12 protein-coding genes and 1 pseudogene are annotated in these 13,210 nt (G+C 55.1%); 6 read left to right on the top strand and 7 right to left on the bottom strand.

From position 1 onward, the window contains the following. Nucleotides 1–224: hypothetical protein (locus H1B37_RS31825; RefSeq protein WP_182871328.1), on the bottom strand; the 224-nt coding region annotated here is incomplete at its 3' end. 776 nt (nucleotides 225–1,000) lie between these two features. Here H1B37_RS31825 and H1B37_RS34235 point away from each other — a divergent pair. Further along, on the top strand, nucleotides 1,001–3,277 hold the full coding sequence (locus H1B37_RS34235) for a nucleoside hydrolase-like domain-containing protein (protein ID WP_286178452.1): 2,277 nt from the start codon (nucleotides 1,001–1,003) through the stop codon (nucleotides 3,275–3,277). Between the two features lie 374 nt (nucleotides 3,278–3,651). On the opposite strand, the gene H1B37_RS34685 is transcribed toward H1B37_RS34235, so the two are convergent. Together H1B37_RS34685 and H1B37_RS31810 are read right to left on the bottom strand one after the other, a co-directional pair. After that, nucleotides 3,652–3,819: a DUF2256 domain-containing protein gene (locus tag H1B37_RS34685; protein ID WP_182871327.1), complete on the bottom strand. Its 168-nt coding sequence runs from the start codon at nucleotides 3,817–3,819 to the stop codon at nucleotides 3,652–3,654. Between the two features lie 172 nt (nucleotides 3,820–3,991). Continuing rightward, nucleotides 3,992–5,416, bottom strand: a complete 1,425-nt coding sequence (locus H1B37_RS31810; RefSeq protein WP_182871325.1) for a sulfatase — start codon at nucleotides 5,414–5,416, stop codon at nucleotides 3,992–3,994. Nucleotides 5,417–5,671: 255 nt separating this feature from the next. Here H1B37_RS31810 and H1B37_RS33510 point away from each other — a divergent pair, with 255 nt between their 5' ends. After that, nucleotides 5,672–6,601, top strand: coding sequence for a DUF6528 family protein (locus tag H1B37_RS33510; RefSeq protein WP_286178451.1), 930 nt, complete (start codon nucleotides 5,672–5,674; stop codon nucleotides 6,599–6,601). Nucleotides 6,602–7,205: 604 nt separating this feature from the next. Here H1B37_RS33510 and H1B37_RS34680 read toward each other — a convergent pair. Further along, nucleotides 7,206–7,535 (bottom strand): helix-turn-helix domain-containing protein, encoded by a 330-nt coding sequence (locus tag H1B37_RS34680; RefSeq protein ID WP_353620968.1) that lies wholly within the window; start codon nucleotides 7,533–7,535, stop codon nucleotides 7,206–7,208. Between the two features lie 29 nt (nucleotides 7,536–7,564). Then, entirely contained in the window at nucleotides 7,565–8,437 is an 873-nt protein-coding gene (locus tag H1B37_RS31795; RefSeq protein ID WP_182871321.1) for an endonuclease/exonuclease/phosphatase family protein, read from the bottom strand. Nucleotides 8,438–8,513: 76 nt separating this feature from the next. Between H1B37_RS31795 and H1B37_RS31790 the strand changes: the two genes are divergently transcribed. The 3 genes from H1B37_RS31790 to H1B37_RS31780 are packed head-to-tail and all read left to right on the top strand — an operon-like array spanning nucleotide 8,514 to nucleotide 10,053. Beyond that, nucleotides 8,514–9,146, top strand: coding sequence for a DsbA family oxidoreductase (locus H1B37_RS31790; RefSeq protein ID WP_182871320.1), 633 nt, complete (start codon nucleotides 8,514–8,516; stop codon nucleotides 9,144–9,146). Continuing rightward, a complete protein-coding gene (locus H1B37_RS31785) occupies nucleotides 9,143–9,520 on the top strand; it encodes a DoxX family protein (RefSeq protein ID WP_182871319.1) in 378 nt (125 codons plus the stop codon). Before H1B37_RS31790 ends, H1B37_RS31785 begins: the two co-directional genes overlap by 4 nt. After that, the gene (locus H1B37_RS31780; RefSeq protein WP_182871317.1) at nucleotides 9,517–10,053 is read left to right on the top strand and encodes an HD domain-containing protein; all 537 of its coding nucleotides are present in this window, start codon (nucleotides 9,517–9,519) and stop codon (nucleotides 10,051–10,053) included. The genes H1B37_RS31785 and H1B37_RS31780 overlap by 4 nt, the downstream gene beginning before the upstream one ends. 424 nt (nucleotides 10,054–10,477) lie before the next feature. Here the strand turns inward: H1B37_RS31780 and H1B37_RS31775 are convergent, their stop codons facing one another. Beyond that, a complete protein-coding gene (locus H1B37_RS31775) occupies nucleotides 10,478–11,032 on the bottom strand; it encodes an RNA 2'-phosphotransferase (protein ID WP_182871315.1) in 555 nt (184 codons plus the stop codon). 930 nt (nucleotides 11,033–11,962) lie between these two features. On the opposite strand from H1B37_RS31775, the gene H1B37_RS31770 reads away from it, so the two are divergent. After that, nucleotides 11,963–12,430 (top strand): hypothetical protein, encoded by a 468-nt coding sequence (locus H1B37_RS31770; RefSeq protein WP_182871313.1) that lies wholly within the window; start codon nucleotides 11,963–11,965, stop codon nucleotides 12,428–12,430. A gap of 223 nt (nucleotides 12,431–12,653) precedes the next feature. Here H1B37_RS31770 and H1B37_RS31765 read toward each other — a convergent pair. Beyond that, a pseudogene (locus tag H1B37_RS31765) lies at nucleotides 12,654–13,210 on the bottom strand (hypothetical protein); the annotation flags it as partial.

Raw genomic sequence — 13,210 nt, 5'->3', positions numbered from 1 at the left:
GTGGCAACACCTCCAGCGACGATGAAGAAGTGCCAAGGGACCTCTCCAAAACCTTTTGCCCAACTCCAGTAGCGCCGAAGAATGCTGCTGCGTTGGGACACATAAAGCGCGCCAACGACAAGAAATAGCAGGGCCACCAGCAGCATGGCACCGGCAAGCCCGAATCGATCGGATGCCCCAACCAAGGTTGTCACGCTGCCCAACATGGCAACGACAAAAGCCATCTTAGGACTGCTCTCGTTGGTCGAGCTCTCCGAGTCTGCCATGCCGTACTCGCCCCTATCGATTTATCGCCGCCCATCACTGTATTCGATCGCGAACAACCCCCGCAGGGCTGTTCCTGGATAGTCCCGCAGCGGCTCTAGGTTACCAATTGCTATCATCGCACGCAACATTGAACTTCAGTTCACCTGCCAACGGCGAATCCAAACGCGACTATGTTGGTTTGGCCCCAGACTTCACGTTTGCAATTCTGAAGATCTTCTGCGTTGGTGCAGCGAAACATCCAAAACACTTTCAGCCGGTTGAAACGCGACATCGTATCGTCGGCCGCCATGCGGTTAACAGCCTACCATGCATCCATGATCGAGCATTCCATGGCTTGCTGGCGCCAGTCGACTGGATCATCGCCCGGTTTTTGCGTTGCTCGTTGCGGTCAGATTCTTCGGCCAAACCCCAATTCGTCTTGCCGCGGTCGCGTTGGTTTTCATTTCCATGTTGGCGATTGCTTTCGAGGCCAACTCGATAACAACCGGATTGGATTCGACCGGAGTTCCTACGGCTCAGGATACGGTTAGTTGTGCTCGAAATCCAGGAAGACCGACAACATTTGGACGGCTATATTGAAGCAATCCCACCCTTCACCATCCCATAGCACCCAACGCGTAAGGCGGACCCCGTGAAGAATTTTATAACGCACTCATATCATGTTCTTTCCATCGCTTTAACGCTCGTAGCATTCCTGTTCGTTGATGGCCGCTGGTTGTCGGCGGAAGACAGAATGCCGAGAAAAGGCGGCGCCGATCAATTGATCGGATGGGCAACGGTCCGTGGCAACGGCGTCGAAACGACAACCGGTGGTGGCGATGGCGAAGTCGTGACCGTTCGCACGGTCGACGAACTGAAAAAAGCCGCGTCAAGTGACGAACCGCTGGTGATTCGCATTGACGGCACGTTCGCCGGCGGCGGCAAGATGGAGATCGCGTCCAACAAAACACTGATCGGCGTCGGTGCGGATGCGACGATTCAGGGAACGGAACTCAACATGAGCGGCGTTTCCAACATCATCATTCGCAACCTGACGATCTCCGGTGCCCGCGATGCGATCGCGCTGCGGCGAACGCATCATGTGTGGGTCGATCACTGCGACCTGTCGAATTGTAGCGACGGACTGCTAGACATCACCAACCAATCCGACTACGTGACGGCATCCTGGACCCGGTTTTCCAAGCATCACAAGACAATGCTAATCAACAGCGGAACGAGCCATCCCGAAGACAGCGGAACACTGAACACAACGATCCATCACTGCTGGTTCGACGGCAGCGATACGCGGAACCCACGCGCCGGCTACGGAAAAGTTCACGTGTTCAACTGTTTGTACAACGACAATGATTACGGGATCGGGCTGCATTCGCAGTGTCGTGTGTTGGCTGAGCAGAACTACTTTGCAAAGGTCAAGGACCCGATCAAGCAGATGTATCGCCCGGATCCAACCGACATCCATCATGGATTTTGCCAATCGGTCGACAATATTTTCAAGGAATGCCGCGGCTCTCAGGACGACGAAGGCAAAAGTTTCAAACCGACCGACTTCTACCAGTACGACTCTGTTTTAGACAAAGCCGCCGATGTCCCGGAAATTGTGAAAGCGGGCGTTGGTCCATCGGAACGGTTTGAGACGTTGTCCCTAGCTACCAGCGATGATTCCGCCGCCGTCTCCGACAAACCGCGGGTCATCGTCACAACCGATGGGGAGATTGACGACGAATGTTCAATGGTCCGCTTTCTACTCTACGCGAACGAATTCGACGTCGAAGCCATCGTGACATCCAGTTCTCAATATCACTGGCAAGGCCATCGCTGGGCAGGAGATGACTGGATTGAACCGCTTCTGGATGCGTATGCGAAGGTGCATCCCAACTTGAAGAAGCACGATCCGGCGTATCCGTCGCCGGAATACCTCAGGTCGCGAACCGCACTGGGGAACGTCAAATCGGAAGGCGACATGGAAGCCGAGACGGCGGGTTCGCAACTGATCGTCAATATCTTGCTGGACGAGTCGGATGATCGACCAATCTGGCTTCAGGCTTGGGGTGGACCGAACACCATCGCGCGGGCCCTAAAGACCATCGAGGAAAAACATCCCGCGAAGATGGGCGCAGTAGCAAAAAAGATATGCTTCTACTTTATCTGGGAACAGGACGACACGTATCAGAAATACATTCGACCGTCTTGGGGCAAGTACAACATTCCGACGATCATCTCCGACCAGTTCATTGCCTTTGCGTATGAACGTCAGCGGAAGGCGGTCCCGCAGGATGCGCACCGATATTTCTCAGCGGAGTGGATGAACCAGAATGCCCTGCGGAACCACGGCCCCCTGCTCGATTTATACAAAGCACATGATGATGGACGCTTCCGGTCCGAAGGCGATTCGCCTGCGTTCCTGCACGTGATTCCGACCGGCCTACGCAGCGAGGAGTCACCGGACTGGGGCGGCTGGGGTGGTCGGTTCGTATTGGTCCGCGAGAACACGTGGCTCGATCCGGTGGCCGAGCCGGGCTACGAGTATCCGATCGGTCGTTGGTTTGGCAGTTCGGCATGGGGGCGTTTACGTGCGAGACACGAAGTCTCAAATGACCCGGAACTGGCCGTCTACCTCAAACCTCAGTGGCGCTGGATTGATGCGATCCAAAATGATTTCGCGGCGCGAGCCGACTGGTGCGTCAAGAACTACGACGATGCTAACCATCCGCCAATGGTCAGGCTGGCCCATGAAAAGGACTTGAAGGTTCGCGTCGGAGATCGCGTGTCACTGAGTGGCCAAGGAACGACAGATCCCGATGGCAACGCATTGACGTACCGATGGTGGCAGTACGAGGAAACGGATTCGGCCGAATCCAGTGTCACCATCACCGACGCGAACTCTTCCGGTGCCAGCTTTATCGTTCCCGACGAGCCCGGCAAACAGGTACACGTCATTCTTGAGGTGACGGACGACGGCCAGCCCCGACTGACGCGTTATCAACGCGTTGTTTGTGAAATCCGAAACTGATCCAAGCGGAGGCGAGGCACCGGTCCTTGTCAGCCCGACTTCTCCAGCTCACGTTGTACACACCGCGTTTTCCGGCGTCGGACCCGAAAAGTTGGCACTACATTTCCATGCGCCAACTGAACTTCTTGTTCGAGCTTCATGACGATCTTCTAGGCCATTGGCGATCTCCATTGTTGCAGTCACTTGCGAACAGCGACTACGATCAGCAGCCCGACTCCCACCATGCAGCCCAAAGCGATCACCGCGTAACCGATTCGAAACGCCAAGAATTGAGGCACGTTGTCGGTCGGCTCAAATGTCGCCAAGAAGCCGAATCCGCAGAAGGCAGCACCAGCGAGAAGGGCGATCACCCCCGGGTATAGCTGCCATTCGTTTCATGATCCGCCGCCCTTGTCGGCCGCCTTCCCGCCACGGTTGCTGCGGCACCGATCACTACAATACTTGACTTCACCCCAGACCTTCTCCCACTTCTCTCGCCAGGTGAAAGGTCGGCCGCAGACGACGCAGATTTTCTCGGGCAGTTTGGAATGTTTTTTCGCCATCGCAATGACTCACGGGAGTTTGGTCTCGATACCGAGGGGCTGCGTTCCAGCGATTGTTTTACCACCCAGTCGATCTCACAATCCACCCTTCGACGACGCCACAGCAAATTGACGATCGAAAACCGCTGAACTCAAACCCACTGCCAGAGTTCCTTTAGCCCCGTTTTATCGGCTACCTTGATTCCTTGTCGGCGTTCTTACGCTTGCCACCCGCTGCCTTAGCTGGCTCCGCATTGGTAACGGGAAAGGACTTTGCCAGTTCAGCCTTCAGGCCGGCGAGCGATTCGTCTCCGGCAAGATTGTTCCACTCGTGGGGATCGATTCGCAGGTCGTAGAGCTCCTCGCTGCCGTCGCTGTATCGGATGTATCGATGGGTTTCATTGCGGACGGCGTGGTTGCCTTTGCCGAAGGTCGTCAAGGCTACATTTGGCCATGGTGCGGCTGGGTTTTTCAGCAACGGCTTCAAGCTGACTCCTTCCAGTCCCTCCCGGGGCGGCAAGCCACACAATTCGATCAGAGACGGATAGATCGACAACAATTCAACGGGGCGATTGCACGGTTTGCCCTGATCCATTCCCGGGACACTGAGAATGAAAGGAACGCGAGTCGCTTGTTCCCAAAGTGATTGCTTCGCCCAGCGTTCCTTCTCACCAAGAAAAAAGCCATGGTCCGAGTACAGCACGACGACCGTGTTGTTTGCGTGCGCACTCGTTGCAAGAGCATCGAGGACGCGACCAACCTGTTCATCGGTCCAACGGATGCAGGCCAGGTACGACTGCACGGCCTCTTTCCAGCGTCCGCTTTCGACAAACCACGAGTGAGCCGGCGCGGCGGGAGCCTTCGTCAGAGTCGCGGCAATGCTTGGCAGGTCGTCACGGTCACCGTCTTTCACCTTTGGCAGTTCGATCGTGTCTGCCGGGATCTCATTGAAAACGCGGGTCGGAGAATAGAACGGAACATGGGGCCGATAGAACCCAACGGCAAGAAAGAATGGTTGCTCGGATCGCTTGCCGATGACATCGATCGCCCACGAAGCATCGACATAATCCTGGAACAGTTCTTCGTCATAGGACTGGCCGCCAAAATCCCACAGGCCATTTGCCCCGTCGGGCGTCGCAGGGATCAGACGTTGATCGATTTTCTGTCGCTGCCCAGGTCGCGGTCCCACTTCGTCAAAGTCACCAGGCGGCAACCCAGAACCGTGGTAGATCTTGCCCGTCGTGTAGGTCCTGTAACCGCTCGCCGCAAAGTGACGCGGTAGTGTGACGCGAGACTTGAGGGCGTCCACGGTCCAGGGCTTGGGCGAATTCATGTAAACGCCGCTGCTCGATGGCCGCATTCCGTACATAATGCTGGTCCGGGACGGATTGCAGATTGGTGCCTGGCAATGAGCATTGCTGAACAGTGTCCCACGCTCGGCAAGCCGATCGATGTTGGGCGAACGGGCTTGCGGATGCCCGCCCAAGCAGCCAACCCAGTTGTTCAAATCGTCAATCGCGATCAGTAACACGTTCGGCTGATCAGCCTGGACGACAACGGACGGCCAGGACAAGACCAACAGCCCGAATAGGACGCGCATGGATTGAGCACGAGTCATGGGAAATCGCCTCAGCGGGATCGAGGGTGCGGAGAATACGAGAGTGTAGTCAAAAATACGGACGCGCAGGTTTTGACTGACGCGATCGCAGGTAACCAGCAGTAGAAATTCCGGCTTGTGAAAGTACGCTCACGCAACCGAAACAGGCCGTAACAATTTCAGGCCTGGTTCGATCGGCGGCTCAAAGCATGACACGAATGGATTGGCTACATTCTCTTGTGTCGAATTTGAACTCTGCCTCATGGAACGAACGAAATGGTATCAAGTGAAACGAGCGAACGCCCCGTCACAGTGGCCGTGCCGCGGGCATTGTGCCTCCTGATCGTCGCATCTTGTTTGACCCTCGGTCGTCCAGTGTCGGCAAACGATCGGTTGATATGCTGCGGTGGCGCGGAGGTCTTTATTCTTGAGATCGATTCAGACCAACCCGAGGCCCCGGAGCTCGTTTGGTCGTGGAAGGCAGAAGATTCTCCCGAAATTCCGGAGACGGGCGAAAGATCGTTCGCGACGACCGACGAGTGCAAACCGATTGGAGAGTCTCTTCTGATCACATCGTCCAGCGGCGGTGTCGCATTGATTCGCCGGAGTGACAAACGTTGCCAGTTCTACACGCAGGCGAAGAACGCCCACAGCGCATGTCTACTGCCGGGTGATCGGGTTGCCGTGGCGTCAAGCTTTGGTGGCGACGAACTTCTCGTTTACAAGCTGGCCAAGCCCAGCGGCAGCCCGGCAAAACCGGTCGCCAGAATTCCCCTTCGAGGTGCCCATGGAGCGATTTGGGACGAGCAGTTGAAACGATTGTGGGCCCTGGGATCCGATGAGCTCCTGTTGGTCGATCTTGGAGACGCACCGACAAGTTCGACACTCAGCGTTGACCAACGAATCGAGCTCCCGACGCCCGGCGGCCACGACCTCTCGCAATCACGCGAAACGTCCATCTTCTTCGTGACGACCAACGAACACGTCTACCGTTTCGATGCCAAAGACGCCCGCTTTACGCCACATTCAATTCTTGCCGACCGGCCCAAGGTGAAATCGGTCAGCGAACATCCTCAGACCGGTGAGATCGTTTATCACCAGGGAACGCCAGAAAACTGGTGGAGCGACAGAATTCGATTTCTCGGCGACCGAGAGGACATCCAGCTACCAGGGCGACGGCTCTACAAAGTCCGATGGGACAGATAGGCTTCACCGCTCGGCGTGCCGCCAGTACTCCCAAACCGCTTGGGCGTGCGTTTTATCTCCGGTGAAAGCCAACACCGCCGGTACGATATTGGAACACGGTAAGAAACGCCAAGCGCCTGCCCCTCAAACAGTCACTGAAACAGCAGTTTCGGCCCGAATCAACAGCGAGAAATCGCAACAGTCGGGCCAACAGAGCAAGAACGTGCGACCTCCTGGTCTCAAAAAGGCACTTTCTCCTATAAGAGAAACCGTGTTTTCTCGGCGTTTCTTCTCGAAAAGTAGCAAAATACCAATGTTTTAGAGGTGACGCAAACCGGTACACAGAATCGCACTAAAACACGGCAAAAAGCGGTATTTCCGAGCACCCCCCGAATGCCAAAACGGTACGGAACTCCCCACCGACTTGTTCCCCAAGCGGCCAATTTGAGCCCATCAATGGACCAAAAATCAGCCTTCGGTTGCCACTCAAGCGTCTCGTCAAATCGACGCATCTCCGGAGGACACGCAGAGCGATAAAGGCCTCAAAAAGAACCAGACCGCCACGACGCTTCTCCATTGTTTTGCCCCCATCGTTTTGCCATCTCAACAGCAATAATCACCAGCCTCAATACCACTGCGTTACGCCATTCCAGATTCGGTAATATTTGCCCCCCGACTCTCGTGCCACCCCCTGCTTTGCGAGCTTCTTTCCTTGCACTGGATCAATCGGTCCTCCTTCTGGTGGTTTTGTATCTCGTCTTCTCGTTTGCCTTGAGGCGGTCGGCTGGACTTCACGAAGCCGTATGAACTCGTCGAGACTTTCACGGCTTACTCGATACCTCGCTCGCTTCGTTCCGCTCCCAACATTCACGGCCCGAAGCTCGGCCCGGCGAATCCACCCATGAACGGTGCCGGGTGAAGCACGAAGCAACTTCGCTACCTCAGGTGGAGTCAAAAACGGTTCAAGTGATTATGCCAAGGCCCTCAACTCCCTGCTGGTTTCTGCTTAAACACGGCCATTTGCGGCAAGTGATCGCTCAACGCAAAGGACTCTTTGTCATTGATGTCCAATCGGAATGAACCTTCGAACAACGGCCTTGATTCAACAACCTGTTCGGCGATTGGGCCAGCCGCCATGACGTAATCGATTCGCCACTTCGGAACATCGGCTTTGATCGAAAAACCATTGCCTTTGCCGACCTTGGCGAACGTGTCCATCCATCCAGCGTCAATCCAGAGTTTGTATTCGTCCGTGTCAGGCCCGTGGTTCAGATCGCCGATTAAAAGCATCGACTTCCCGGCATCCAGCTCCAGCATCATCGATTCGATCATCACTCGAATCTCTCTCAGACGAATGGTGGGATCGGCGGTAGGGTAAAGATGAGCGGAATGCACGATAAGAGGGTCGCCGTTTGGTAACTTGACGGTGGCTCGCCCCCAATGTCGGGTAAACAACTCTTTGGGTCTTTCGCCCTCCATTGGGGCGTTCTGAGACTCGATGATCTCGAACTTGCTCAGCAGTGTGCCCGGCCAATTGCCTCCACTCGGGAATCGAACGTGGTTCATTCCTAAAAGTTCCGCAAGTTCCGCGGTGAGCTGCTCACTGGGCGATTCTGAGAAGTTGATGATATCGGGTTCGTAAAGTGCCAGTTCCATCGCAAGACGCTTGGGCATTTGGCCCTTCGCAACAGCCCGTTTTGCCAACGGTCGGTCGTTTGGCCAGCCCGTGCATTTGTAGATGTTGTAAGCGATGACCCGAAGTGGCCTGGGCTTCGACTCATCGGCGAACAAATTGGCGTTGGCTACGGCGAGACTGGCTCCCAGTGATCCGCAAAATTGGCGGCGTGAAATTGTCATTGCATCTCCGCGGTTATGTTTGCCAATTCTACCATGTTAAACTGGATCGACTCTTATCCTTGAACAAGGAGTTTCAATGAATCTCGCCGTTGACGTGATTTCGGACGTTATCTGCCCGTGGTGCTACATCGGCAAACGGCGTCTTGAAAATGCGATTGCTGCCGTGGATGGTCTGCACGAGGTTAAGGTTCAGTGGCATCCGTTCCAACTGAATCCAATGATGCCGAAAGAAGGCATCAGTCGCAAGGAATATCGCACCAGTAAGTTTGGAAGTTGGGAACGATCACTGGAACTGGATGCCAAAGTCATTGCTGTCGGTGAATCCGAAGGCATCCACTTTGCATTCGACAGATCTGAACGAACTCCGAACACGGTTGATGCTCATCGGCTCATTTGGCTTGCCGATCAGCATGGCTGTCAGGCTGCGGTTGTCGAGGCACTGTTCCGAGCTTACTTCACTGAAGGCAAAGACATCGGTGATCAGCAAACGCTCATTGACGTGGTTGTGGAAGCAGGGCTGGATCGACAAGCTTCCGAAGACATATTGAACAGCGATGATGGAATGGATGTCATCTCAAACGGCAGAGAATTGTCTCGGCGGCATGGAGTCGATGGCGTTCCATTCTTCATCATCAACAATGTGATCACATTGGCTGGCGCTCGGACCCCGGAGACTTTTCTCGGTGCGTTCAAACAGGCCAATAGATGAAACGCATCAAACAGATCTCAAAATTTCTGCTGGCAATCTTCATGATCAGTGCGGGCACGATGCACTTCGTGAATCCCGAATTCTTCCTGAAGATTATGCCGCCATATCTCCCGTTTCATAAAGAACTGGTGCTGGTCAGCGGCGTTTGCGAGATTCTGCTGGGTCTCCTGCTGCTGATTCAAAAATGTTCACGGCTTGCGGCATGGGGAATCATCGCACTATTGATTGCCGTGTTTCCTGCGAACATTTATCTGTACCAGCATCAGGAGATTCTACCGGCGTTGCCGGTTGTTCATCTGTTGCGATTGCCATTGCAGGGAGTCTTAATTCTGTGGGCGTATTGGCACACACGACCGGAAGAGAAGAAGTCATGAACCTGAAGCCAATCCTCCAAGCCATCCTCGACGACTACGCCCTGCCAGTGAATGGCGATCATGGTGTTGCGCATTGGGCTAGAGTTCTCGAAAACGGGTTGAAACTGGCGGAAGCAACGGGAGCCAATGTCGAAGTGGTCTCCCTGTTTGCCGTTCTGCATGATTCACGCCGAAACAACGAAGTCACCGATCCAGAGCATGGTCCAAGGGCTGCTGAATTCGCCGCCGAACTCCGAGGTAGCGTTTTCGATCTGGAGGACCACGAGTTCCGGTTGCTGTATCGAGCCTGCAAAGGCCACACGCACGAACGCAATCATCCCGATGTGACGATCCAGACTTGCTGGGACTCAGATCGCCTTGATCTGGGGCGAGTCGGGATCATGCCGCATCCCAGCCGACTCTGTACGGAAGTTGCGAAAAGACCCGAAACAATCAAATGGGCGGATGGTCGGGCGAGATTCGGCGTCGTTCCAACTTTTGTCCTGGTCGATTGGGGGATTGATCTGGAGAGCGTCCACGAAAAAGGCAACTGAACTACCCAAACAAATACGCGGGAGGGGTATGCCTCGCTTGTCTGATCGTAGACCGTAATTCTGCTCTTTCGATAAGCTGCCCGGATCACGCGAAGAGTAAGTCAACATAACTACCTTGGCTTTCTCGGTGCCGTCGGCTCGACCTCGGTCGAATCATCAATGGTTTCGTCGAGAACGGAAGGTGGACATTCACGCAGGGGATCCAAACGATCCGCCTGGTCGAATCCCCACCTCAGGTATGGCACCATGCTTGGCAAGTTCTCTGAATGGAGCATACCCGCCGCGACGTTTGATTGCACCGGAAACTCCTTGAGGTAGTAGTAGCCACCAAGGAATGATGTTTCGGTTCCATGCGTTGACAATTGCATCAACGTCCTGGTCGAGAAGATCACCCTGGACAACCTCAACGTTTGCCATCAGCCACTCATCCCGGAAAAGTCAGGTAGGAAGCCGGGACCGCGTCGACGAGCCAGACGCCGTTGGCGGAAAGATAGAATTGGTGGCCGTCACGATGCATGGTATTGGCAGCGACTCGAAGAATGATTGGCTTGCCTCGCCGCGAACCGTCTTTAGTCGCTGTTTCTCCATCGGGAGAAAGATGGACGTGGTGTCGTGATCGCTTTTTCAGACCGGTGGCTCGGATGCTATCGAGAAACGCAGCGACCGCTCCGTGATAGAGAATTTCGGGAGGCGTCCTCTGGTCGAGGTTGAGTTTGACGCCGGATACCGAATGCCCCTGGCTGGCCCGGATTCGCAAGCCGTCATCACTCAATGCGAAACGCTTCTTGTCGTTCGTGGCAACAACTTCGTGGAGCAGTTCCAGTGAGAGTCTCCTGCCATGAGCGTTTGCTTGGGTAATCAACTCGTCGATGCAGAGCCAACCTTCAGGGTCCAGCTCTGCGCCAATGACTTCGAGGCGATGCCGAAGGACTAGGCTGAGGAACTTGCTGGTGGATACGAGTTCGTTGTTAGATTTCATGATCCTGATTGTACTGCGAAAGACTGATGGATGTCCGTCCGCAGTTTCACTCTCCCTCGAGTGAGAGTCGAGCCGAATCGAGGACAGGGTGCGCTACCAAGACGTTCGCACCAAATACTGGTTTCAGCAATCGCCGAAGTTTTGCCTCGGTGCCCCCTCCGCCAAAAGATCCAGCTGGACTGCTTTTTCACTGTCCTGTTACGGAGGTGGCAAACAGCTCGACATCTACTGTTTCTTGAATTCGGTCAATCGTGTGTTGGTCTCCCCGAATCGCGTTTTCGCCAATGGTCCCGTCTAAGCCTGTCGAGAGATTTCTCCAGCGGAAGTGAACCGCAACGACAGAACCCAAACGAATTCCTCGGAATCTGCGCCCGAAAATCTCTGCACTGGTGCCGTCCGGGTTGAATGTCACGGTCCCAGCCCCCTTCAGCTCGAGCACGGTCCTTGAGATTGGCCATTGTTACGATCGCTGTGCTGATGCCTTTCTTCGCCGGAGGGTTTATCGGTGCGATCCACGACCCGTTGTCATTTGAGATCACTGCGATCGCGAACGCAATGTGTTGGGTCGCGACTTCTGTTGCGTTGGTCACCCCGGTGGGATCGGCAATCTGGCTGGCTTGGCGATTTCCGTTTTCCGAACATCGCTGGAGAAAGCTTGCGATTTTCGGTTTACTTCTTTTTCCATCGAGTCTGTTGACGACGACGATTGGCGAACGCGCGAGTCTTTTTGTTCGGCTTCAAGTGGTCGATGTATTCAACCCTCGTGTTTCGATTTCGCTTGGCAAGACGATCCTGGACGATGCACTCCCGGATGTCCTGTACTTCATCACGCTTTTCATTGCGCTCTTGATTGGACGGCACTTCTGGCAGATCTCGATCGTACGAATCGGTCAACCGAGACGACCACCGGTCCGCCTGACGATTCAGTCCATGTTGACATTCACGCTGATCGTGTCATTGTGGTTTTTCGCCATGGTTCACAAAGTGGAATCAAATCGTGACAAACTGGTGAAGCTGGATTCGCCGCACGGAATCGTCAGTTTTTTGGATGTGCTTGGGATCGTCACGCCGCTGTCCTCAGCAGTCGCGGCCGGTGTCGCCGTAATCTTGCTGGCGATTGCAAGCACCAAGAAACTCTCACTCAAGATCACGATCGTCGCACTTGCAATTTGCTTCCTGCACATTCCACCAGTCTTAGAGCGGCAGGCTTTTCATTGGATCGATTTTGGCCCCAAGGACTACTCGATTCTTCCACATCGGTATGACATCATAGGTGCGATTTCGATGGTGCTGGTCTGTGCCAGTTGTCTCGCCTGCCTGCGATGGGCAGGTCTGCGGATCGAATGTCGTTGCTCTATTCGACAAGATGCTTACCGCGCTGATGCACGCGTTTCGTGACGACGGTGCATTTGAAAAGCTGCCGCTGCGTCCCGACGCGAAGCACCTCCGTGTCAACATCAGTGATGACATTCCGCAGCGTCAGTCTCGACGCAAGTGCCTGTCGTTTCGCAATCCCCGCGAGAGTAGTTTTGCATACCAGCTATCAAAGAAACGCCCGCGAAGGATTGGTTCTCCGCGGGCGTTTCGTGTTTGGTTCGCCACTGTGCCATTGGCATTGGGCTTACAACTCGACGGATTCCACTTCGCGGACGAAGCGGCTTGCGTCGTTTTCTAGGAAGGATGCAACGACATGGAAGACCGCGTCGCTGAAGCCTCCGACGTTCAGGATGTCCTGGCGGTCGGGGGCTTGGGTGTTGCCGTAGGGGGCGATGTCGGCAACTCGGTCAAAGACCTTGTGCATCAGCGCTGTGTCGCGTGTCGACAGCGTGACCAGAAGCGCCGCCGGCATGTCCTTCATGTACGCCCGCTCTCGCGAGTAGACCGCCAGCTTTGCCAGGAATTCGTTGTCGTTGACTTCATCGATCAACGCCCGCATTTGGTCCAGCTGGCTCTGTGCAGACGCGTAATGGACGTTGCCAAACGTTCCGGTCGCCGCCAGTTGCGCCAGCGCATGCTTGGCCGGCAGCTTGTACGCCGGACCACCCGCTTCGTTGACCGTGGTCGCTCGCGGCAGAACGCTCGTGATGCTTTGGAATAGGGACTTGTTTGCCACGGTAATCTCCTGGGCCAGCGCAGGCTGTTGGCCTGCTATGGCAGTCGTGGCATGCGGAAAGGCCT

This window comes from Stieleria mannarensis (genome assembly GCF_014154935.1).
Classification (GTDB): Bacteria; Planctomycetota; Planctomycetia; order Pirellulales; family Pirellulaceae; genus Stieleria; species Stieleria mannarensis.
This window is presented reverse-complemented; position numbering and strand designations above follow the sequence as displayed.